21 protein-coding genes are annotated in these 21,684 nt (G+C 73.3%); 10 read left to right on the top strand and 11 right to left on the bottom strand.

Annotated elements, in window-relative coordinates:
• Positions 1 to 21 precede the first annotated feature (21 nt).
• Together AB0I60_RS35700 and AB0I60_RS35705 are read right to left on the bottom strand one after the other, a co-directional pair.
• Positions 22 to 960 carry a PIG-L family deacetylase gene (locus AB0I60_RS35700; RefSeq protein ID WP_360738195.1) on the bottom strand — a complete coding sequence of 313 codons (939 nt, stop codon included), beginning with the start codon at positions 958 to 960 and terminating at the stop codon, positions 22 to 24.
• A gap of 461 nt (positions 961 to 1,421) precedes the next feature.
• The gene (locus AB0I60_RS35705) at positions 1,422 to 1,919 is read right to left on the bottom strand and encodes a hypothetical protein (protein ID WP_360738197.1); all 498 of its coding nucleotides are present in this window, start codon (positions 1,917 to 1,919) and stop codon (positions 1,422 to 1,424) included.
• A 201-nt stretch (positions 1,920 to 2,120) separates the two neighbouring features.
• Between AB0I60_RS35705 and AB0I60_RS35710 the strand changes: the two genes are divergently transcribed.
• The 4 genes from AB0I60_RS35710 (at position 2,121) to AB0I60_RS35725 (ending at position 6,203) form a co-directional block, all read left to right on the top strand.
• Positions 2,121 to 2,852, top strand: coding sequence for a lysophospholipid acyltransferase family protein (locus AB0I60_RS35710; RefSeq protein WP_360738268.1), 732 nt, complete (start codon positions 2,121 to 2,123; stop codon positions 2,850 to 2,852).
• Positions 2,853 to 2,874: 22 nt separating this feature from the next.
• Positions 2,875 to 3,387: a polyadenylate-specific 3'-exoribonuclease AS gene (locus tag AB0I60_RS35715; protein WP_360738200.1), complete on the top strand. Its 513-nt coding sequence runs from the start codon at positions 2,875 to 2,877 to the stop codon at positions 3,385 to 3,387.
• Between the two features lie 79 nt (positions 3,388 to 3,466).
• Complete coding sequence (locus tag AB0I60_RS35720; RefSeq protein WP_360738203.1) at positions 3,467 to 4,492, top strand: 6-phosphofructokinase; 1,026 nt, start codon at positions 3,467 to 3,469, stop codon at positions 4,490 to 4,492.
• 322 nt (positions 4,493 to 4,814) lie between these two features.
• Positions 4,815 to 6,203 carry a class II 3-deoxy-7-phosphoheptulonate synthase gene (locus tag AB0I60_RS35725; protein ID WP_360738205.1) on the top strand — a complete coding sequence of 463 codons (1,389 nt, stop codon included), beginning with the start codon at positions 4,815 to 4,817 and terminating at the stop codon, positions 6,201 to 6,203.
• A 288-nt stretch (positions 6,204 to 6,491) separates the two neighbouring features.
• Here AB0I60_RS35725 and AB0I60_RS35730 read toward each other — a convergent pair whose 3' ends face one another.
• Complete coding sequence (locus tag AB0I60_RS35730; protein WP_360738207.1) at positions 6,492 to 8,537, bottom strand: PASTA domain-containing protein; 2,046 nt, start codon at positions 8,535 to 8,537, stop codon at positions 6,492 to 6,494.
• Between the two features lie 185 nt (positions 8,538 to 8,722).
• On the opposite strand from AB0I60_RS35730, the gene AB0I60_RS35735 reads away from it, so the two are divergent.
• Positions 8,723 to 9,088 carry an Rv2175c family DNA-binding protein gene (locus tag AB0I60_RS35735; protein ID WP_360738210.1) on the top strand — a complete coding sequence of 122 codons (366 nt, stop codon included), beginning with the start codon at positions 8,723 to 8,725 and terminating at the stop codon, positions 9,086 to 9,088.
• A gap of 23 nt (positions 9,089 to 9,111) precedes the next feature.
• Here the strand turns inward: AB0I60_RS35735 and AB0I60_RS35740 are convergent, their stop codons facing one another.
• From AB0I60_RS35740 to AB0I60_RS35755, 4 genes are all read right to left on the bottom strand, one after another.
• Positions 9,112 to 10,035, bottom strand: coding sequence for a phytoene/squalene synthase family protein (locus AB0I60_RS35740; RefSeq protein WP_360738213.1), 924 nt, complete (start codon positions 10,033 to 10,035; stop codon positions 9,112 to 9,114).
• Positions 10,032 to 11,429 carry a polyprenol phosphomannose-dependent alpha 1,6 mannosyltransferase MptB gene (mptB, locus tag AB0I60_RS35745; RefSeq protein ID WP_360738215.1) on the bottom strand — a complete coding sequence of 466 codons (1,398 nt, stop codon included), beginning with the start codon at positions 11,427 to 11,429 and terminating at the stop codon, positions 10,032 to 10,034. Before mptB ends, AB0I60_RS35740 begins: the two co-directional genes overlap by 4 nt.
• A gap of 421 nt (positions 11,430 to 11,850) precedes the next feature.
• A complete protein-coding gene (crtI, locus tag AB0I60_RS35750; RefSeq protein WP_360738218.1) occupies positions 11,851 to 13,344 on the bottom strand; it encodes a phytoene desaturase family protein in 1,494 nt (497 codons plus the stop codon).
• Positions 13,345 to 13,346: 2 nt separating this feature from the next.
• Positions 13,347 to 14,414, bottom strand: coding sequence for a polyprenyl synthetase family protein (locus AB0I60_RS35755; RefSeq protein WP_360738220.1), 1,068 nt, complete (start codon positions 14,412 to 14,414; stop codon positions 13,347 to 13,349).
• 105 nt (positions 14,415 to 14,519) lie between these two features.
• On the opposite strand from AB0I60_RS35755, the gene AB0I60_RS35760 reads away from it, so the two are divergent.
• Positions 14,520 to 15,404 (top strand): methylenetetrahydrofolate reductase, encoded by an 885-nt coding sequence (locus tag AB0I60_RS35760; RefSeq protein WP_360738222.1) that lies wholly within the window; start codon positions 14,520 to 14,522, stop codon positions 15,402 to 15,404.
• Between the two features lie 83 nt (positions 15,405 to 15,487).
• Here the strand turns inward: AB0I60_RS35760 and AB0I60_RS35765 are convergent, their stop codons facing one another.
• Positions 15,488 to 15,922 carry a carboxymuconolactone decarboxylase family protein gene (locus tag AB0I60_RS35765; protein WP_360738224.1) on the bottom strand — a complete coding sequence of 145 codons (435 nt, stop codon included), beginning with the start codon at positions 15,920 to 15,922 and terminating at the stop codon, positions 15,488 to 15,490.
• 71 nt (positions 15,923 to 15,993) lie between these two features.
• Positions 15,994 to 16,644: a DUF3153 domain-containing protein gene (locus tag AB0I60_RS35770; RefSeq protein ID WP_360738227.1), complete on the bottom strand. Its 651-nt coding sequence runs from the start codon at positions 16,642 to 16,644 to the stop codon at positions 15,994 to 15,996.
• 104 nt (positions 16,645 to 16,748) lie between these two features.
• Between AB0I60_RS35770 and AB0I60_RS35775 the strand changes: the two genes are divergently transcribed.
• Both AB0I60_RS35775 and AB0I60_RS35780 read left to right on the top strand, forming a co-directional pair.
• Positions 16,749 to 18,428, top strand: coding sequence for a DUF885 domain-containing protein (locus AB0I60_RS35775; protein WP_360738229.1), 1,680 nt, complete (start codon positions 16,749 to 16,751; stop codon positions 18,426 to 18,428).
• A gap of 98 nt (positions 18,429 to 18,526) precedes the next feature.
• Positions 18,527 to 19,156 (top strand): CHAP domain-containing protein, encoded by a 630-nt coding sequence (locus AB0I60_RS35780; protein ID WP_360738233.1) that lies wholly within the window; start codon positions 18,527 to 18,529, stop codon positions 19,154 to 19,156.
• A gap of 97 nt (positions 19,157 to 19,253) precedes the next feature.
• Here the strand turns inward: AB0I60_RS35780 and AB0I60_RS35785 are convergent, their stop codons facing one another.
• The gene (locus AB0I60_RS35785) at positions 19,254 to 19,814 is read right to left on the bottom strand and encodes a GNAT family N-acetyltransferase (RefSeq protein ID WP_360738235.1); all 561 of its coding nucleotides are present in this window, start codon (positions 19,812 to 19,814) and stop codon (positions 19,254 to 19,256) included.
• On the bottom strand, positions 19,811 to 20,311 hold the full coding sequence (locus AB0I60_RS35790) for a YbaK/EbsC family protein (RefSeq protein ID WP_360738238.1): 501 nt from the start codon (positions 20,309 to 20,311) through the stop codon (positions 19,811 to 19,813). Before AB0I60_RS35790 ends, AB0I60_RS35785 begins: the two co-directional genes overlap by 4 nt.
• 181 nt (positions 20,312 to 20,492) lie before the next feature.
• Between AB0I60_RS35790 and AB0I60_RS35795 the strand changes: the two genes are divergently transcribed.
• Together AB0I60_RS35795 and AB0I60_RS35800 are read left to right on the top strand one after the other, a co-directional pair.
• A complete protein-coding gene (locus AB0I60_RS35795) occupies positions 20,493 to 20,918 on the top strand; it encodes an SAV_6107 family HEPN domain-containing protein (protein ID WP_360738241.1) in 426 nt (141 codons plus the stop codon).
• Entirely contained in the window at positions 20,915 to 21,676 is a 762-nt protein-coding gene (locus AB0I60_RS35800) for a maleylpyruvate isomerase family mycothiol-dependent enzyme (RefSeq protein WP_360738243.1), read from the top strand. The genes AB0I60_RS35795 and AB0I60_RS35800 overlap by 4 nt, the downstream gene beginning before the upstream one ends.
• Positions 21,677 to 21,684 lie beyond the last annotated feature (8 nt).

The following is a 21,684-nucleotide window of genomic DNA, read 5'->3' on the forward strand; positions in this document are numbered from 1 at the left end:
GCTACCCGCGAGCCCCGGCGGTCAGCACTCGGAGAAGTCGCCCGGCGGCACCCACGGGACGCCCGGCTGGAACGACCGGCCGGGCAGTTGGTACTGCCTGCCGTAGAGCGCGCTCCAGGTGTTGCCGTCGGTGATCTCCGGGTCGTGGGTCCAGTACTCGTTCCAGATGGCGATCTTCTCGTCGCGCCAGTAGCCGAACACGTTGTCCGGGTAGGTCGCCGGGTCGTCGCGCACCACGTAACCCTGGTACTCGTTGCGCTCGATCCAGGTGTCACCGGTCGCGGTGGTGTCGGCGTCGGCCGCCAGGATGGCCGCCGAGGTGTGGTCGACGTGGTCGTCCTCGCGGTGCCCGATGCTGCTGGTGGTGCGGATGAAGGCGGGGTCCGCCGTGGTGATGATCGACTTCAGCATGGCGGTGAACGACGCCCGGTCGTACGGGGCCCGGCCGTCGATGGGCTGGGCGACGTAGTCGTCGTCGTGCAGCATCTTGTAGAGGTCGCCCTGGGCGTCCTCGCCGGGGGTGTCGCAGCCGCCGGACGCGGCGTGCACGAAGGTGAAGACCAACCGCACGTTGGTGCCGTCGAGCCGGTTCGTGGCGAGCTGGTGGCCGTTGAAGTACATGGCCTCGTACGTCCACAGGTTCGGCACCCCGGCGGCTCTGGCGTACGCGGCGCGCGCGCCCTTGATGCGCTGATCGGCGTACGGCATGGCCGGGCGGTTGTGGACCTCGCCGGCGGTCATGTAGACGACCCAGACGTTGTGGCCGGCCTGCACGTCGGAAGCGATGTCGGGGTTCATGAACAACAGGTCGTCGTCCGGGTGGGCGACGAAGCTCAACGTGGTGGTGGCGTCGGTGCCGACCGGCCCGGCCGACGCCGGTTCGGGTGCGGCGTGGGCGAGGAGCCCTCCGGTCAGCGTGAGTGCGGTGAGCAGTCCGAGCAGGTTCTGGCGTAAGCGCACAGTGTCCCCCTGTGTCGTACCGGCGGGTGCGCACCGCCCGACCCGGTGCACCCGGTCCGGTCGACCCGGCTCGACGAGCCGCAACTCTTCAAGCCCAGCTCTCCAAGCCCAATTCCTCAAGCCCGGCCCTGCGAGCCCCGCCTGTGAGCCTGTGAGCCCGGCCCTGCGAGCCGGTGGCCCGGTGGACGCGGCCCTGCGAGCCGGTGGCCGACCGGGGAGTTCCGGGCGTGGTCCAGCCGGACGCCCGCGCTCCCGCAGGAGTCCCCGCCCGTGGGGTCCCCCGCTTTGCAGTCAAGCACGGGGGTACGACATTTCGGGCGGGGATGCCGAAGCCGCCGGGCGGCGAACTTCGGGTGGCCGGCTGCGGGGCCGACTGCGGGGGACTGCGGCGGTTGGCTGGGGCGGTTGGCTGGGGCGGTTGGCTGGGGCGGTTGCTGCGGGCTGTCGTACGGGTGGCGGGGTCAGAGGACCGCGCCGTCGTCCCAGCCCGAGTCGGGGGGTGGGCCGTTGCGGATGCGCAGGACCAGCCAGCCGGCCCCCGAGCACAGCACCACCAGGGCCACCGGCGTGCCGACGGCCGAGGTCAGGCCGAACAGGCCCGGGAACAGCAGCAGTACCACGCCCAGCAGGATCAGCAGCAGGGCCGCGACGGTGCCGGCGCGCAGCGCGGGCAGCGGTGGGGGGTCCGGGGGGACGAAGTGGTCGTCCGGGTCGTCGTCCGGGTCGTCCCGCTCCACGTCGGCCGTCGCCACGGCCGGTTGGCCCTCCGGGCGGACCGGTGCGGCGGGCTCCGCCTCGTCGGTCGGGTCGTCGTCCGGACCGCTGTCCGGCTCACCGTCCGGGTCGTCGTCGGCGGGCCAGTTCCTGCCGACGCCTTCGCGTTCCAGGCCGGCCACGATCTCGGCGAAGGTCGCGTCCACGTCCTCCGGGCCGTCCGTCGAGTCGCGTCGGGAGTTCATCGGCGTGCTCCAGCCCTCCGGTCGTGAAGGCGAATCCTCTGCCAGACTTCATCGTCCCACGAGGCCGTTGTGTTGCGGATTACGGCGGTCGGTGGGACTTGCGACCGTACCGGCCGCGCCCGGGTCTTCGTTGTGCCTGGTGCGGTCGGCTCCGTAGGCTGGCCCGCGGGGATCAAGCACGTCGAGGAGGCGCTGCCGGCAGTGCTCTACTGGTTGATGAAACACATCTTTCTCGGGCCGCTCCTGAAGCTGTTCTTCCGACCCCGGATCATCGAGGGCGCGGAGAACATCCCCAAGGAGGGCGGCGCGATCCTGGCGTCCAACCACCTCGCCGTGTCCGACTCGTTCTTCCTGCCGCTCAAGCTGTCGCGGCGGGTCACGTTCCCGGCGAAGATCGAGTACTTCACCGGCAAGGGGCTCAAGGGCGCGTTCCAGCGCTGGTTCTTCTCCGGCGTCGGCCAGGTGCCGATCGACCGGTCCTCGGCGTCGGCGGCGCAGGGCGCGCTGGACACCGGCGTGCGGATCGTCCGCGAGGGCAAGCTGCTCGGCATCTACCCCGAGGGCACCCGCTCGCCCGACGGCCGGCTGTACAAGGGCAAGGTCGGCGTGGCGTGGATCGCCCTGGAGTCCGGTGCCCCGGTCATCCCGGTCGCCATGTTCGGCACCGACAAGGCCAATCCGATCGGCTCGAAGGTGTGGCGGCCCCACCCCATCCGGATCAAGATCGGCAAGCCGCTGGACTTCTCCCGCTACGAGGGGCTGTCGGGCGACCGGTTCGTGCTGCGGTCCATCACCGACGAGATCATGTACGCCCTGATGGAGCTGTCCGGCCAGGAGTACGTGGACGTCTACGCGTCCAAGGCCAAGGAGGGGCAGGACCCGAAACCGGTCCCGGCGGACGCCGACCGGCTGCCCGGCACGAAGGCCGGGTGAACGGCACCTTAAGGTTGGCGCGGTGCGGTTCTTCTACGACTGTGAGTTCATCGAGGACGGGGTGACGATCGACCTCGTCTCCATCGGGGTGGTGGACGAGGAAGGCCGCGAGTTCTACGCCGTGTCCACCGAGTTCGACCCGGAGAAGGCCGGTCCGTGGGTGCGGGCGAACGTGCTCAACCAGCTCCCCCCGCCCGCCGACCGGGCCTGGCGGGGGCGCGAGCGCATCCGCCGCGACCTGCTGGAGTTCCTCGGCGGGGGCAAGGCCAACCGGGACGACGTCGAGCTGTGGGCGTGGTTCGCCGCCTACGACCACGTGGCGCTGGCCCAGCTCTGGGGCCCGATGCCCGCGCTGCCGCGCTCCCTGCCCCGCTTCACCCGCGACCTGCGGCAGCGCTGGGAGGACGTGGGCAAGCCGAAGCTGCCCGCCCCGCCCGCCGACGCGCACGACGCGCTCGCCGACGCTCGGCACAACCTGGCCCGCTGGAAGGTGATCGAGCAGGAGCGGCAGCGCCGGGGGTTCGCCGTCCGCTAGGTGGGACCCCTCCTTGCTGCACCGATCCAGTTCGTGACAGTCTTGGGTGACCCACGCCACGAAGAGATTGGCTAAGCAGATGCGTATTGGTGTGCTCACCGGCGGTGGTGACTGCCCCGGCCTGAACGCGGTCATCCGCGCCGTGGTCCGCAAGGGCGTCGAAGCCCACGGCTGGGAGGTCGTGGGCTTCCGCAACGGCTGGCAGGGCCCGGTCGAGGGCCTCACCAAGCCGATCGGTCTGGGCGACGTGGAGGACATCCTCACCCGGGGCGGCACGATCCTGGGCTCGTCGCGCACCAACCCGTACAAGATCGACGGCGGCGTCGACCGCATCCGCGAGGTGCTGTCCGCCGAGGGCGTCGACGCGCTGATCGCCATCGGCGGCGAGGACACCCTCGGCGTCGCCAAGCGGCTGACCGACGACGGCATCGGCGTGGTCGGCGTGCCGAAGACCATCGACAACGACCTCGGCGCGACCGACTACACGTTCGGCTTCGACACCGCCGTGCACATCGCCACCGAGTCCATCGACCGGCTGCGCACCACCGCCGAGTCGCACCACCGGGCGCTGGTGGTCGAGGTGATGGGCCGGCACGCGGGCTGGATCGCGCTGCACTCGGGCCTCGCGGGCGGCGCGAACGTGATCCTGGTGCCGGAGCGGCCGTTCAGCGTGGAGAAGGTCGTCGAGTGGGTGGAGCGGCGGTTCGAGCGGCAGTACGCGCCGATCATCGTCGTCGCCGAGGGCGCGGTGCCCGAGGGCGGCGCCGAGGTGCTGCACTCCGGTGAGAAGGACGCGTTCGGCCACGTCCGGCTGGGCGGGGTCGGCACCTGGCTGGCCGAGGAGATCGCCGAGCGCACCGGCAAGGAGTCCCGCGCGGTCGTGCTCGGCCACACCCAGCGCGGCGGCATCCCGACCGCGTACGACCGGGTGCTCGCCACCCGGTTCGGCCTGCACGCGGTGGACGCGGTGGCCGAGGGCGACTTCGGCGTGATGGTGGCGCTGCGCGGCACCGACATCGTGCGGGTGAAGCTGTCCGAGGCGACGGCCGAGCTCAAGACCGTGCCGCTGGAGCGGTACGCGGAGGCCGAGGTCTTCTTCGGCTAGACCGCAGCCTTCGGGCGCTCCCGGGCGGACCCTCGACCCGCCCGGGAGCGCCCGTTGTCGTCTCTGTCGCCGTTGTGCCGGTGCCTGGCGGCTCGTGGGGGACCGGGTACGGGTTCCCGCAGCGCCGTCCAGCGCGCCGGGGGCGGTCCCGCCGGCGGTCGGCCCGCGCCGGGTGCCCGCCTGCGCCGGGGGCTCGCCCCGGCCGTCCTGCTCCGGCCCGTCGGCGGGTGGATCATCGTCCGAACGGGTGACGGGCATGACCTGCGCCATGCACAGGCCATCCAGTGGCCGTCCCCTGGCGCGGACCGCCTACCCTTAACACGTGAACTGGACCGTGGACGTGCCCGTGGACACGCTTCCCGAGCTCCCGCCCCTCCCGCCCGAGCTCCGCAACCGACTGGACGACGCGCTGGGCCGCCCCGCTGCCCAGCAGCCGGAGTGGCCGGACGCGGAGCAGGTGCGCAGGGTGCGCGCGGTGCTCGAGAGCGTCCCGCCGATCACCGTGCCCGCCGAGATCGACCGGCTGCGCGACAACCTCGCCGAGGTGGCGCGCGGGGAGGCGTTCCTCCTCCAGGGCGGTGACTGCGCCGAGACGTTCGCGGACAACACCGAGCCCCACATCCGCGCCAACGTGCGCACCCTGCTGCAGATGGCGGTCGTGCTGACCTACGGCGCGAGCCTGCCGGTGGTCAAGATCGGCCGCATCGCCGGCCAGTACGCCAAGCCGCGCTCGTCCAACATCGACGCGCTCGGCCTGCCGTCCTACCGGGGCGACATCGTCAACTCGCTGGTGACCACGCCCGAGGCGCGCATCCCGGACCCGTCGCGGATGATCCGGGCGTACGCGAACGCGGGCGCGGCGATGAACCTGCTGCGGGCGATGACCACCGCCGGCATGGCCGACCTGCACCGGCTGCACGAGTGGAACAAGGACTTCGTGCGCACGTCGCCGGCCGGCGAGCGGTACGAGGCGCTGGCCGCCGAGATCGACCGGGGCCTGCGGTTCATGTCGGCGTGCGGGGTCGACGACACCTCGCTGCACACCACCGAGATCTTCGCCTCGCACGAGGCGCTGCTGCTGGACTACGAGCGCGCGCTGCTGCGCCTGGACACCAACAGCGACCAGGCCAGGCTGTACAACCTCTCGTCCCACTTCCTGTGGATCGGCGAGCGCACCCGCCAGCTCGACGGCGCGCACATCGCGTTCGCCGAGCTGCTGTCCAACCCGATCGGCCTCAAGATCGGCCCGACCACCTCGCCGGAGATGGCGGTCGAGTACGTCGAGCGGCTCGACCCGCACAACCAGCCCGGCCGGCTGACCCTGATCAGCCGCATGGGCAACGGCAAGGTGCGCGACGTGCTGCCCGCGATCGTGGAGAAGGTCACCGCGTCCGGCCACCAGGTGATCTGGCAGTGCGACCCGATGCACGGCAACACGCACGAGTCGTCCACCGGCTACAAGACCCGGCACTTCGACCGGATCGTGGACGAGGTGCAGGGCTTCTTCGAGGTGCACCGCCGGCTGGGCACCCACCCCGGCGGCATCCACATCGAGCTGACCGGCGAGGACGTCACCGAGTGCCTGGGCGGTGCCCAGGAGATCTCGGACACCGACCTCGCGGGCCGCTACGAGACGGCGTGCGACCCGAGGCTGAACACCCAGCAGTCGCTGGAGCTGGCCTTCCTGGTCGCGGAGATGCTCCGCAGCTGACCGACCACCCCGTGCCCCGGCGGACCAGGACCTCGTCCCGGACCGCCGGGGCACGGTCGTGCGCGGGGCCGGGTGCCGTGCCGGCAGGGGGACGGCGGGGGCAGGTCTTCCGCGTCGAGGTCGGGTGCGCCGGCATGGCGGTGGACGGAAGGGCCTCGCGTCGAGGTCGGGTGCGCCGGCACCGCCGCGCTCCGGCGGCCCCGGTCGGTCGAGGGCGAGGCGCGGCACCAGGCCCGGACCACCGGGGCGGGCCTGGCGACGGCCCGTCCCCGGTGCGACCCGGGGCGGTCAGACCGCGATGATCGTGATCTTGGTGCCCTTCGGCACGCGCTCGCCGGGCCTGATCGACTGGTTGACCACCGTCGCCCGCTCGCGGTTGTTGAACTGGACGTCCACCTGGAAGCCCGCCTTCTCCAGGGTCTCCTTGGCTTCCCTGAGCTTCTTGCCCTCGACGTTCGGCACGGTCACGCCCCGGTCCGCCGCGACGATCACGGTGACCTTCTTGTCCGCGCCCAGCGTGGTGCCCGCCGGCGGGGTCGTGCGGACGACCCTGCCGCCTTCGACCTCGCCGGACGGCTCCTCCGGGCCGTCGAGCGGTTCGAACCCGGCCGCCGACAGCTCGGCGAACGCCTCCTCCTTCGTCTTGCCCTTCACGTTCGGCACCGGCTTGGGCTGCACGCCCTTGCTCACCACGACGGTCACCGCGCTGCCGATCGCCACGGCCGAGCCCGGCGCGGGCTTGGTCGTCACGACCTTGCCCTTGGGCACCCGGTCGCTGAACGCGTCCTCCTCGGGGTTGAGGACGGGCTTGAGCCCCACGGCGGCGATCTCCTTCTCCGCCGCCGCCACCTCGACCCCCGCCGCGATCGGGGGCACCACCGGCTTGCCGCGCGACACCACGACCCGCACCAGGTCGCCCCTGGTCGCCTCGGTGCCCGCCACCGGGTCGGTGCGCAGCACCTGGCCGCTGGGCACGCTGTCGCTGTTCTCCGTCGACACGGCGGACTTGAGGTTCGTGCTGTCGAGGATCGCCACCGCCGCGTCCTGCTCCTTGCCGATGACGTCCGGCACGGCCTCGACCCGGCCGATCGACAGCCACCAGCTCACCAGGCCGATCACCACCGCCGCGACCACCACGACGGTGATCCAGGTGATGAACTGCTTCTTGCTCCTGGCCCGCATCTCCTCGTAGAGCTGCTCGGGCGTCTTCTTGCGCGGTGGCCGCTTCGGCCGCACGGGCCGCGTCCGGGGCACCACGGCCGTCTGCTGCCCTCCCGGCGGCGCGGGCAGGCCCAGGGCGGGGGACGGGGTGGGGTCCAGGCCCCTCGGCAGCGCCTGGGTGCCCTGCGGGCCGGGCGGGTGCGCCCGGCGCACCGGGACCGTCGCCTGGGCGTGCGCCACGGCCCCCACGGCGACCGGCAGCACCCGTTCCGTCTTCGGCTCCGCCGAGGCGGGCGCGTCGGCGGTCGCCGCCGTCACGGTCGGCACGTCGACGGAGGCCAGCCCGAGCGCGGCGCGGGCCGTCTCCACCTCGGACAGGAACGCCTCGGCGTCCGCCGGCCGCAGGAACGGCTCCTTGCGCGTCGAGCGCCGGACCAGCTCCGCGACCTGGGCGGGCACGCCGGTCACCGGCGGCACTTCCTCGTTCACGTGGCGGTAGGCGACCGAGATGGCCGTGTCGCCGACGTAAGGCGGGCTGCCGGTCAGCATCTCGTACAGCAGCACGCCGGCCGCGTAGACGTCGCTGCGGGCGTCGGCGTTGCCGTTGGTGACCTGCTCCGGCGACAGGTACGCGACCGTGCCCAGGATCGTTGTGTCGCTCGTGATGGCCGGCGTGGACACCGCGCGGGCCAGGCCGAAGTCGGCGACCTTCACCGCGCCGTTGCGCCCGATGAGCACGTTCTCCGGCTTCACGTCCCGGTGCACGAGCCCCGCCCGGTGCGCGGCGGCCAGCGGCGACAGGACGCGCTCCAGCACGGTCAGCGCGAGCGGCACGTCGAGCTTGCCCCGGGCGTTGAGCAGGTCGCGCAGGGTGCCGCCCTCGACCAGTTCCATGACGAGGTAGACCCGGTCCTCGTCCACGCCCTGGTCGTGCACCGCGACGACGCCGGGGTGGTGCAGCCCGGCCGCAGCGCGCGCCTCGCGCTCGAACCGCGCGACGAACTGCGGGTCCGAGGAGAACCGGGGGTCCATGACCTTGATCGCCACGGGGCGCTCCAAGCGCGTGTCGACACCCCGGTACACGGTGGACATGCCGCCACGTGCCACCAGGGCGCCCACTCGGTAGCGTTGTTCGAGCAGCCCGCCGATCACATTCGTCGCCGACCTTTCCACAGCCGTGGATCGTACGGTGGGGTGGTGCCGACCGGTTCCGTGCGCTGGGAGCATCCCGGCCGGCGTGTGGGATCCGCGTCAAAGTCCCCGGGAACAGGGGGTGGCCGTTATCCGACCCGCAGGTGTACCGCCACCACCCGGTTGGCGCAGGGCGTTGCTCCCGGCGTTGTGGCATCGTGACGCACGTGAGTGCGATTCCTGCCGCTGCGGATGTGCTGGCTCCCGACCTGGAGGTCCTGGACCTGCCCGAGGTCGGAGAGCGTCTTGGCCTGCCGGTCACCCGTGTCCACCAGTTGCTGCGCGACGGGCAGCTGCTCGCGGAGCGCCGGAACGGTGTCCTCGTCGTCCCCGCCCAGTTCCTCGCCGCCGGAGGCGTGGTGAAGGGGCTGCCCGGCACCATCACGGTGCTGCGCGACTCCGGCTACTCGACCGATGAGATCCTGCGCTGGCTGTTCACCGAAGACGACACCCTGCCCGGCACGCCGATCGAGGCGCTGCGCGGCGACCGGGGGCGCGAGGTGAAGCGCCGCGCCCAGTCCATGGGCTTCTGACCCCTTCCCCGACCCACCGCCGACTACGGCCGGTGGGCGTCCGGGCGGTTCCAGCGGAGCCGCCCGGACGCCCACCGGACCGCCACCGCCCGGGTCAGACCGGGCAGGGCGACCGCCAGTCGCCGCGCGTTCGGTACGACCACGCGCTTGTCCAGCACGTGGTAGTCGGCGGCGGCGATCCCGTCCAGGATCTCCCGGTAGAGCACCAGCGCCGTGCGCACGCACGGCCGGGCCGTCGGGTGCAGCAGCGGCACGCCCGTCTCCGCTTCCCGGTACGCCGCGTGCGCCACGGCCGTGAGGTGCCGCACCGCGCGTCTTACGCGGTCGTCCGGTCTGCGCGTGCGCCGTGACCACGCCAGAAGCTCACGGTCGACGTCGTAGGCGCGCAACACGTCCTGCGGCAGGTACACCCGGCCGCGGTCGAGGTCCTCGCCGACGTCCCGCAGGAAGTTCGTGAGCTGGAACGCGCGGCCCAACGCCGCCGCGCCCGGCTCGGCGTGCGACTGCGGCGCGATGGTGCCGAAGACCGGCAGCAGTTGCAGGCCGATCACCTCGGCCGAGCCGCGCACGTACCGGCCCAGGTCGGCGAGCGTCGCGTACTCGGTGGTGTCGAGGTCCATCCGCATGGACGTCAGGAAGTCCTCGAACAGCGCCGGGTCGATCCGGTACCGCCGCACGGTGTCCGCGAGCGCGGCCAGCACCGGGTGCCCGGTGGGGCGTCCCGCCAGCTCGTCGCGCAGCTCGCCCTCCAGCACGTCCAGCTCGCCCGCCGGGTCCGTGGACGTGCCGCTGTCCACGATCTCGTCGGCCCACCGCGCGAAGCCGTACAGCGCGTGCACGGCCGGCCGCCGTGCCGCCGGCAGCAGGCGGGTGGCGAGGAAGAACGTGCGGCCGTGGCGGGCGTTGAGCTCGCGGCACCGGGCGTAGGCCAGGGCCGTCCCGGTCACGCGTACCTGCTGGAGAGCTTCAGCGGGTCGGGCTTGACCAGCGACACGCAGGCCAGCGCCGAGACGGCGACGGTGAGCGCGAGGTAGCCCCACGAGTACAGCGCGGTGTCGCCGTTGGGGAAGGTCACCAGCAGCAGGAACGTGGAGAAGAACGTGACGGCGCGGAGGCCCTTGGTGGTCCACGCGAAGCCGGCGGCCAGCACCAGCGCCCAGCTGAAGTACCAGGGCAGCGTCGCGGGCGAGAGCAGCGCCACGGCCAGCGAGGTGATCGCGGCCCGGCGGATCGCTTCCGGCCCGCCGTCGTCGGCGGCCCGCCACTGCCGCCACGCGATGAAGACCAGCAGCAGCGACCCGAGGCCGCGCGCCACGGTCAGGAACACGCCCGGCTCGACCCGCACCACCAGGTTCACCACGGTGTGCGCGAAGTCCCCGACGGCGCTGGGCAGCGACAGCCAGTTCACGATGGTCGACGACGAGCTCAGCGCCGGGATCCAGCCCAGCGACAGCCCGGACAGCAGGGTGGTCGCACCGAACACGACGACGAAGGTGACCACGCCGCCCGCCATCGCCTTGACCAGCTGCGCGGTCCGCGAGCCGGGCATCCGCCGCGCCCACACCAGCACCAGGAACGGCAGCGCGACCACGGCGGTGGCCTTCACCGCGAACGCCACCGTCACCACCGCGATGCCCAGCACGTGCCGGCCGTCGAGCACGAACAGGCAGCCGGCCGCCATCAGGCCGACCATGAGCAGGTCGTTGTGGGCACCGCCGATGAGGTGGACCAGCATCAGCGGGTTCGCGGCGGCCAGCCACAGCGCCACCGCCGGCCGGCCGCCGAGGTGCCGGGCCAGGCCCGGCAGCGCCCAGCAGAGCATCGCCAGGCCGGCGGCCAGCACGAACCGCATCAGCACCACGCCGCCGATGACGCTGGCCTTGGTCGCCCACACCACACCCATGGCGAGCACCAGGAACACCGGGCCGTACGGCGCGGGGGTGTTCTGCCAGACCCAGCTCACGTTGTCCGACAGCGGGTTCTGCAGCACCGCCGGCCCCACCTGGTACGGGTCCAGGCCGTTCAGGGCGATCTGGCCCTGCGCGAGGTAGCTGTAGATGTCCTTGCTGAACAGCGGCGGCGCGAACAGCAGCGGCAGCGTCCAGCCCGCGATGGCGGTCAGGACGGCGCGGCTGCCCACGTAGCCGTTGCGGACCATGCGGCCCAACCGGACCCACGACCAGATCACCACGCCCAGGCCGACGTAGAGCACGGCGGTGGCCAGGTCGTGGCCGTGGCCGTACCTGATCCAGCTCAGCGAGGTGTCGGCGAGCAGCGGGTCGCGCTTGAGGATCGCCCCCGCGCCGGTGCCGCCGAGCGCGACGAGCATGACGCCCGCCACCCCGAGCAGGATCGTGCGGACGGGGATGCCCCGGGGCTCCGGAACCTGGGTAGCACCGGACCGCACCGGCTCGACAGGTGCGGCGCTCGATCGGGGTGGGGACGGGGTCGCGGCCATCGCGGCAACATCGTCGCACAACGCGGGCGCGCGTCGGCACGCTATGGCGGACAGGCGCGGCGGGCCCGTGACACCTCGACGGATCCTCGCACGTGCGTCTCACCCGAGCGAGTGACCACTTGGAGTATTACGACGTGCGAGAACGCCCGATCGGGCGAGCCCGGCGCACTCCTCCGCGCACGGGCCGCCCGCCCCGCACGCGATCCGGTCGGACCCGATCCGGGCACAGCGCCCCGGCCCGTCCGGCGCGGCCCGCGCCGCGACCACCGGACCGCCGCGCCGGGGCGGGTGCGGAGCCCTCAGGTCAGCGCGGGCTGTGCGCCCGCGACCTCGCCGCCGGCCGCCGCCGCGCCGCGCCGGTGGCGCCCGTGATGCGCTGGGCGGCCAGCTTGCCGGAGATCAGCACGGGCGGCACGCCCACGCCCGGCGTGGAGCCGCAGCCGGCCAGCACCGCGTTGTCCAGCACCAGGTTGCGTGGCCGGAACGGGCCGGTCTGGGCGAAGGTGTGCGCGGCCGAGAACGGCGTGCCGGCGGCCAGGCCCATGCCCGCCCAGTCCTTCGGCGTGACCAGGCGCTCCACCTGGATCGCGTCGCCGAAGCCGGTCAGGCCCCGCGCCTCCAGCGCCTGCACCACCTCGTCGCGGTAGGCCGGGCCGACGCGCTCCCAGTCCACCGGGCCCACCCGCAGGTTCGGGACCGGCGCGAGGACGAACATGCCGCCCCCCGGCGGGCTGGTGACCAGCAGCGACGGGTCGCTCATCAGCGATCCCCGGCGGGTCAGCTCGTCGAACGTGCGGTCCCACGCGCGGCCGAAGAACAGCGTGTGGTGGGCCAGCTCCGGCCACGTCCGGTCGACGCCCGCGTGCAGCACGACCGCCGACGGCGACCACGTGATCGGAACCGGACGGCGGGGGCGGTGGCCCAGCAGCCGGTAGGACATCGGCAGGTCCGGGGTGAGCACCACGGCGTCGCACGCGATCCGCTCGCCCTGCGCCGTGCGCACGGCGGTGACCCGCCCGCCGATCCGCTCCAGCCACGCCACCTTCGTGCGGTAGCGCAGGTCGGCCCCCGCGTCACGGGCCGCGTCCGCCAACGCGTCCGGCAGCGCGCGCATCCCGCCGCGCGGGTAGTAGACGCCCGCGATGGTGTCCATGTACGCGATCACCGCGTACGCGGCGAGCGCCTTGCGCGGCGGCACGCCCGCGTAGAGCGACTGGAACGAGAACACCCGTTGCAGCCGCTCGTCCTTGAGGAACCGCGCCACGGCGGGGCCGAGCCGGGAGAAGCCGCGCAACGCCGCGAGCCGCGCCAGCCGGGGCGTGAGCAGCCCGAGCGGCGAGTCGAAGTTCGCGCCGATGAACGCGTCCGCCTCGGTCCGGTAGAGGTCGGTGAGCCAAGCCCGCAGCGCCCGGTACCCGGCGGCCTCGGCCGGGCCGGCGAACCGCCGCACCTCGGCTTCCATCGCGTCGCCGTCCGCGTGCACGTCGAGCACGCCGCCGTCGGCGAACCGCGCCCGGTAGGCGGGCCGCACCGGCACCAGGTCCAGCCGGTCGGCCAGGCTCTCGCCGACCGCGTGCAGCGCCTCGTCCACCAGGTCCGGCATGGTCAGCACGGTCGGCCCGGTGTCGAACCGGTAGCCGCCCAGGTCGAGCCGCCCGGCCCGGCCGCCGGGCAGGTCGTCGCGCTCGACGACGGTGACCCGGCGGCCCGCGCCGAGCAGGTGCAGCGTGGCGGACAGCCCCGCCAGCCCCGCGCCGACCACGACGACGTGGTCGGTGCGGCCGGAGACCGTGCGCATGGTCAGTAGGTCCGTTTCGTGGCGCTGATGGCGAGTTCGGCGAGCCGCTCCCCGGCGGGTTCCGCGACCGGCGCGTCGGCCAGCGCGGCCAGCGCCGACTCGGTGAGCCGCGCGATCCGGTCCTCGACCGCCGCCACCGCGCCCACCTCGACCAGCCGGGCCCGGACCACGCCGACCTCGGCCGCGCCCAGGTCGGCCCGGCCCAGCGCGTCGTGCAGCTCGGTCGCGCCGAACTGCACGCCCAGCGCCGCCAGCAGCGTCCGCTTGCCCTCGCGCAGGTCGTCACCGGCGGGCTTGCCGGTCACCGCCGGGTCGCCGAACACGCCCAGCAGGTCGTCGCGGAGCTGGAAGGCCACGCCGATGTCGGTGCCGAACGCGCGCAGCCCGGCCACCAGCTCCGGCGGGGCGTCGCCGATGGCCGCGCCCATGTGCAGCGGGCGCTCCACGGTGTACGCGGCGGTCTTGAGCCGGTCGATGCGCAGCGCGGCGTCGGTCGAGGCGTCGCCGCGTGCCTGGGTGAGCACGTCGAGGTACTGGCCCGCGAGCATCTCGGTGCGCATGTCCCGCCACGGCAGGCTCAGCCGCTGCAACGCGTCGGTGGGCAGGCCGGCCGCGAACAGCATGTCGTCCGCCCAGGCCAGCGCCACGTCGCCGATGAGCACCGAGGCGGCCAGGCCGAACCGCTCCGGCTCGCCGAGCCAGCCCTCGGCGCGGTGCCGGTCGGCGAACCGGACGTGCACGGTCGGCATCCCGCGACGGGTTTCCGAAGCGTCCATCAGGTCGTCGTGGATCAGCGCGCACGCCTGGATCAGCTCCAGCGAGCTGACCGCCGTGAGCACCTGGCCTGCGAGGTCGCCGTCCGGGTCGCCACCCGCCGCCCGCCAGCCCCACCAGGCGAAGGTCGGGCGTATCCGCTTCCCGCCGCCGAGCACGAAATCCGCGAGGGCGTCGACGGCACCGGTGAAGTTCTCCTCCATCCGCTCGCCCAGGGCGCGGCGGTCGGCGAGGTAGCCTGCGAGAGCTGCGTCGACGTGCTTGGGAAGTTCGAGGTCCAACGGGTGGGGCGGCACCCTCCTATGGTCACCTCTGCCCCGCGACGCCCACCAACCGGGGGCCTGCTCCCATCTGGTGAACGGTTCCTCCCACCCGCCGGCACGCCCACTAGGCTGGTGGGCATGACGTCGGTCGTCGAACGCCTCCGCGGCGGCACCCCGGTGTTCTCGGTCGAGTTCTTCCCACCCCGGGACGAGGCCGACGAGCAGGTCCTCTGGCGTGCCATCCGCGAGCTGGAAGCCCTGGACCCCGCCTTCGTGTCGATCACCTACGGCGCCGGCGGCTCCAACCGCGACCGCACCATCCGCACCACCGGCCGGGTGGTGCAGGAGACGACGCTGGTCCCGATGGCGCACCTCACCGCCGTCGACCACACGGTGGCCGAGCTGCGCAACGTGATCGGGTGGTACGCGGCCGTCGGCCTGCGCAACATCCTCGCGGTGCGCGGCGACCCGCCCGGCGACCCCAACGGCGAGTGGGTGCCCCACCCGGAGGGCCTGACCTACGCCGAGGAGCTCGTCCGGCTGTGCCGAGAGCTGGGCGACTTCTGCGTGGGCGTCTCGGCGTTCCCGTACGGGCACCCGCGCTCCGCCGACCTGGACACCGATACGAAGTACCTGGTCAGCAAGCTGCGGGCGGGTGCGGACTTCGCCATCGCGCAGCTCTTCCTCGACCCGGAGGACTTCCTGCGGCTGCGCGACCGGGTCGCCGCGCTCGGTCACGAGACCTACCTGCTGCCCGGCCTGATGCCGCTGACCACGCCGCGCACGCTGGCCAAGTCCGTCGAGCTGTCCGGCGCACCGCTGCCCGCCGCCGTCGCCCGGCGGCTGGAGCCGCTGGCCGACGACCCGGCGGCGTTCCGGTCGGCCGGCATCGACCTGGTGACCGAGTGGGGCGAGCGGCTGATCGCCGAAGGCGTGACGGGCCTGCACTTCTACACGTTCAACCGGTCCAAGGCGACCCGCGAGGTGGTGGGCCGGCTGGGCCTGGTGCCGGCCCGCGCGTGAGGCGCGGACCCGGCGTGATCAGGTCCGGCGCGGCCGGGTCCGGTGGACCGGACCCGGCCTGGCGCGCGCCGCGCGGGGGCGGGTCAGTGCAGGTGGCGCTCGGTGGCCGAGTCCAGCGGCACTCCGATCCGGTTGAACCCGTTGATCGAGATGAGCTGGGCCAGCAGGCCGGCGACCTGCTGCTGGTCGAACGCCGCCGTGACCCGCTCCCACAGCTCGTCGGGCACGCCGTGCTCGCCGAGCCGGGTCACCGCGTCGGTGAACTCCAGCGCGACCCGCTCGGCCTCGGTGAAGAACCGCGACTCGCGCCACACCGCGACGGCGAACAGGCGCTGCGGGTTCTCCCCGTCCTTGATCGCGTCGGTCGAGTGCATGTCGACGCAGTACGCGCAGTTGTTGAGCACGGACGCCCGCAGCTTGACCAGGTGGGACAGCGCCGGGTCGATGCGCTTGCGGGCGAAGCCGTCGATCTGGAGCAGGGCCTGGTAGACCTCGGGCGCGACTTCCGGGAAGTTCATCCTCATACCGCGTGGACGGGGCAGCTCACCGGCGTGTGACAGTGCGCTGCCTCACAGCCGGCCGCGCGGTGTCACGCCACCAGGCTCCGCCGGTGGGCGACCACGGCGAGCACGACCACGATCAGCGCCGCCGCGCCGGTCAGGCCGGCCACCAGCATCGTCCACCCGAAGTAGGACGGCGAGTTCTCCCCGGCGTAGCGGAGGGTGGCGGTGAGCATCGTCGCCTGGCCCGGCTTGGGCGCCCACGCGATGGTCGTCCGCTCCTCCTCTCGCCCGTTCGTGTCGATGACCTCACCCGGAAAGCTGATCTTGATCTGGATGTCGGCGCGGTCGATCGGGACCTGGGTGAGGTCCACCGAGCCGGACAGCGTGACCAGGTCGCCGGACCGCCGGAAGGTGAGCTGGTAGCGGCTGGACGACGCGCTGGTCGCCATCGACAGGGTCCGCACCTCCTCGAAGGTGAGGGCGCTGAAGAAGAGCTGCGTCCCGGTGTAGTTGTCCTCTTTGTACTGCTTGGTGGTGACCCGCCCGACCAGCTCCTCGGGGACCTTGAGCTGCGGCCCCGGGTCGTTGTCCTGGGTGGGCGGCGTGGCGGCGACGATCTCGCCCGAGACGCGGTCGTCCTGCGACAGCGCCATCGCGGCGTGCAGCCGGACGCACCCCGTCAGCGAGAACATCGCGAGCAGGATCACCGGCAGGAGGAGCGCTGAGGCCCGAGGCACCCGGTCATCCTGCCGGCCGGGTCAAAAGTTGACCGGCCGAACACGGTCGTGAGCCTCGCTAATTACCTGTTGGAGGGACGTGACCCACGGGTAGCGTGCGGCGCATGTCAACCTCTTCGGCCGGCGTGCACGGCATCAGCAACCAGTTCGTGGCCGACTACGCGGCGGCGGACCCGTTGACCGCGACCTTCATCGGTACGCCCGGCCACGACGACCGGCTCACCGACTACTCGCCCGACGGCCACGCCGCCCGTCGGGAGCTGGCCACGCGCGCCCTGGCCGAGGTCACCGCCGCCGAGCCCGCCGACGCCGGCGAGGCGGCGGCCAGGTCGGTGTTCCTGGAGCGGGTCGGCCTGGACGTGGAGATCCACGAGGCCGGCCTCTGGGAGGGCGAGCTGAACGTGATCGCGGGCCCCGTGCAGAACCTGCGCGAGGTGTTCGACCTGATGCCGACCGCGACCGCCGAGGACTGGGCCACCGTCGCCAAGCGGCTCACCGCCATGCCCGACGCGGTGGCCAACCTGCGCGCGGGCCTCGCGCACTCGGCGGACCGGGGCAAGGTCGCCGCGCTGCGCCAGGTCGCCCGGGTCGCCGAGCAGTGCGACACCTGGTCCGGCCGGTCCGGCGGCAAGTCCTACTTCGCCTCGCTGGTCGCGCAGGCCGACGTGGACGCGTCGCTGCGCACCGACCTGGAGACGGGTGCGAAGGCCGCCGCCGAGGCGTACGCCGACCTGGCCTCCTTCCTCCGCGAGGACCTCGCGCCCAAGGCCCCGAAGAAGGACGCCGTCGGCGAGGACGTCTACCGCCTGTGGTCGCGCTACTTCACCGGCGCGCGGCTCGACCTGGCCGAGGCGTACGAGTGGGGCTGGGCCGAGTTCACCCGCATCGAGACCGAGATGAAGCAGGTCGCCGACCGGATCAAGGCGGGCGCCACGCTCGCCGAGGCGGCAGCCGCCCTGGACGCCAACCCGCGCTACCTGGTGCACGGCCAGGACGGCCTCCAGTCGTGGATGCAGGACCTCTCCGACAAGGCCCTGCTCGACGTCCGCGACGTGCACTTCGAGCTGCCCGACGAGCTGATGGAACTGGAGTGCCGGATCGCGCCGCCCGGTGGCGGCGTCGGCGCGTACTACACCGGCCCCACCCCGGACTTCTCCCGCCCCGGCCGCATGTGGTGGTCGGTGCCCGCCGACAAGACCGAGTTCTCCACCTGGCGCGAGGTCACCACCGTCTACCACGAGGGCGTGCCCGGCCACCACCTCCAGGTCGCCACCGCCGTCTACCAGGCGGAGAAGCTCAACAACTTCCAGCGGATGATGTGCTGGGTGTCCGGCCACGGCGAGGGCTGGGCCCTCTACGCCGAGCGGCTGATGCGCGAGCTGGGCTACCTGGAGGACGACGGCGACCTGCTCGGGATGCTCGACGCCCACCTGTTCCGCGCGGCCCGGGTGATCATCGACATCGGGATGCACCTGGAGCTGGAGATCCCGAGGGGCGCGGGCTTCCACGACGGCGAGCGCTGGACGCCGGAGCTGGGCCTGGAGTTCATGCTCACCCGCACCATCACCGACCCGGCGCACGTGCGCGACGAGATCGACCGCTACCTGGGCTGGCCCGGCCAAGCCCCGTCCTACAAGCTCGGCGAGCGGCTGTGGCTGGCCGCGCGGGACGACGCGCGGGCCCGGCACGGCGCGGGCTTCGACCTCAAGACGTTCCACAAGGACGCGCTGGAGATGGGTGCGATGGGCCTGGACACGCTGCGGGAGCGCCTCGCGCAACTGTGAACGGCTGATCGGTGAACAGACCCCGGTGATCCCGCTTCACGGCGTCGTCACCGGGGTTTCTGTTGCATATGCTGCGGGCACGAGGGTGAGGGGGACGGATGGTCGGACGTCTCAGGCGCTCCGCGGCGGTGTTCGCCGCGGTGGGCGCGATGGTGGCGGGCCCGGTGCTGAGCGCGGTGCCGGCGCAGGCGCAGGAGCACGCGCCGGACGAGTGGCGGATCCGGCTGGAGATCGTGGACTACGCGTTCAGCCAGATCGGCGCGAAGGAGAACGGTCCCAACGGCTACCCGCAGCGCTACCAGGACGTGGACCCGGACGTCCGGCGCCCCGTCGAGTGGTGCGGCGTGTTCGTGAACTGGGCGTGGACCAAGGCCGGTGTGCCGCAGCGCCCGGCGATGCGGCCGGCCGAGGGCGCACCGGGCGTCGACCAGGGCCACTGGGCGACGTACTGGCAGAAGTGGGGCCAGGCGAACGGCCGCTGGAAGCCGCTGGCGGAGCGGGACGTGGAGATGGGCGACGCCGTCGTCTACGGCAACTACCCGTCGGTGGTCGCGCACGTCGGCATCGTGGTCGAGGTGAACTACGACAGCACCGGCCGCCGGGCCACGCACGTGCGCACGGTCGAGGGAAACGTGAGCGACAAGGTCGTGTACTCGAAGTGGCGCCGGATCTCGGACCTGAACGCCGGTCCGGGCCTCAAGGCTTCCGGGTTCGTGTCGCCGTTCTGATCTCGCGGTCTGCGGGCGGTCGCCGGGTTCCGGCGGCCGCCCGCCGTCGTTCCCGGCCGCGCACCGGGTCGGGTGCGCGGCGTGGCTGCTCCGGTGGTCAGTCCAGCGGCAGGGTGCGGCCCAGCACGGCGAACGGTCGCGGGTCGCCGGTGAACTGGTAGTGCCGCAGCACGTCCGCGAAGCCCAGCCGCCGGTAGAGCCGCCACGCCTTGCTCGGGCCCTCCGGGGTGGAGAGCAGCACCCGGGACGTCGGCACGCCCGCCAGCAGGCTGCGCAGCAGGCCCTCGCCGATGCCCCGGCCCTGCTCGGCCGGCAGGACGTGCAGCTCGGTCAGCTCGAAGTAGTCGCGCATCCACTCCTCGACCGCGTTCGGCCCGGAGACCAGGGTCAGGCCGTGCCGCACCTGCTCGTGCCACCACTGGCCCACCGAGCCCCGGTAGCCGTAGCCGATGCCGACCAGCTCGTCGCCCTCGCCCAGCGCGACCACGCAGCGCCAGCCGTCGCGCAGCATGTGCGCCAGCCACATCGGCGCGCGCTGCTCCGCCGTGCCCGGCGGGTAGTTCATCGCGCTGACGTAGAGCTCCAGCGCCTCGCCCAACCGGGAGTTCAGCTCCCGCGCGGACAGCTCCACGAGTCGCTGCGACGGCACGGCGGTCATCGCGCCACCGTCGCCGGTGTGCCGCCGGTCAGGTCGACCAGGCCGGCGAAGGTCGTCGGGAACAGCGCGTGCGGGTGCCCGGCGGCGGCCCACACCACCTCGTGCCCGGCCAGGTCGACGTCCACGAACGTCCGGACCGGCGCGGGGTGGCCCAGCGGCGACACGCCGCCGATGACCTGGCCGGTGTGCTCCCGGACGAACTCCGGTGTGGCGCGGGCGATCCGGTCCGCGCCCGCCAGCCCGGCCAGCAGGTCGGTGTCCGCCCGGTGCGCGCCGGAGGTGAGCACGAGCAGCGGGGTGACCTCGTCACCCCGGACCGAGGCGAACACCAGGCTGTTGGCGATGGCCCCGACGGGCACGCCCACCGCCCGCGCGGCCTCGGCGGCGGTGCGGACGGCGTCGGCCAGGACGCGGATGCCGTCGGCCGCCTCGGGGTGGCCGGCCTCGGCCAGCGCCGCCGCGACCTTGCGGATGCCGGGGTGGTCAAGTGCGCTCACCCGTTCATGAGACCACGTGCGGCCGGGTTGAGGAGTGCCGGGTTCACGGGTTACGCTGGGCCGGCTCGAACACGTGTTCGAGCTATGCCTTGGTGGTGGGGCGGGGGAAGCGCCCCACCACCAAGTGCCGCCGTCTCCCCGCGGCGGTCGTCGCTGTCCCGACGCCGCGAGGAGGCCGCCGATGTCGACTTCCACCGACTTCCCCAGCACCAGCCGGGTCCCGCTGCCCCCGCCCCCGGCGTCGGCCGTCGGCCTGCTCGCGCAGGCCCGTGACTGCGCCCGGGAAGCCGAGCGCGCGATCGAGCCCGCCGACCGGTTCGCCACCGCCTACCTGGGTGCCCTGCGCGCCGCCGCGGCCGTCCTGGCCCTGCGCGGCCGACCGCACCGGGGCCGGGCGGGGCCGACCGGCGTGTGGGTGCTGCTGCCCGCGCTCGCGCCGGAGCTGCGGGAGTGGGCCGCGTACTTCGCGTCCTGCTCCGCGACCCGCGCGGCCGTCCGGGCGGGCAGCACCCGGCAGGTGGACCGACGGGGTGCCGACGACCTGGTGCGCCAAGCGGCGCAGTTCACCGAGCTGGTCGACGAGATCACGTACGAGGGCAGACTGTGAGCAGGGGACTGGTCGGCTACGGCCGGCTGATCGACGTGGTGGCGGCCGAGGCGTGGCTGCTGGCGGCGTCGGCACGGGGGCAGCGGCCGGAGCGCCAGGTGCCCGCGTGCCCGGGGTTGAACCTGGGCGAGACCGCGCGGCACGTCGGGAGCACGTTCCGGATGGTCGCCGCGTGGGTGCGGGGCGGGCGGCAGCCCGCCACCTGGCAGCAGGACCCCGCACCCGGCCAGGCGCTGTCGGACTACCTGGAGGCGGGCATCGGGCCGCTGGTGGACGCGCTGTCCGAGCGCGCCGCCGACGACCCGTGCGAGACGTGGTGGCCCGCCGACCGCACCTGCGGGTTCTGGGCGCGGCGGCTCGCGCACGAGTCGACCGTGCACCGGATGGACGTCCAGTCGGCGGCCGGCCTGCCGCTGGACCCGGTGCCGCACGACGTCGCCGAGGACGGGGCGGACGAGGTGCTGTCGCTGTGGCTGGGCCACCGCCTGGACGTGCTGGGGGTGCGCGGCACCCGGGAGAGCACGGTCGCCGTGCGCACCGGCCGCCGGGTGTGGCTCGTGCGCACCGGCCCGGAACCGGCGACCGCGTGGTTGGCCTCGCCGGAGGAGGCGGAGTCGGCGGACGCGGACGTCACCGGCCCGCCGGACCTGGTCTACCGCTGGCTGTGGGGCCGCATCCCGGACCGCGAGGTGGAGACCACCGGCGACCACGACGCCATCGCGCAGCTCTGGGCGCTGCTGCGGCTGGCGACGAAGTGACCCCGGTG

Origin of the sequence: Actinosynnema sp. NPDC050436 (assembly GCF_040655415.1) — a bacterium.
In the GTDB taxonomy this organism is placed as follows: Bacteria; Actinomycetota; Actinomycetes; order Mycobacteriales; family Pseudonocardiaceae; genus Actinosynnema.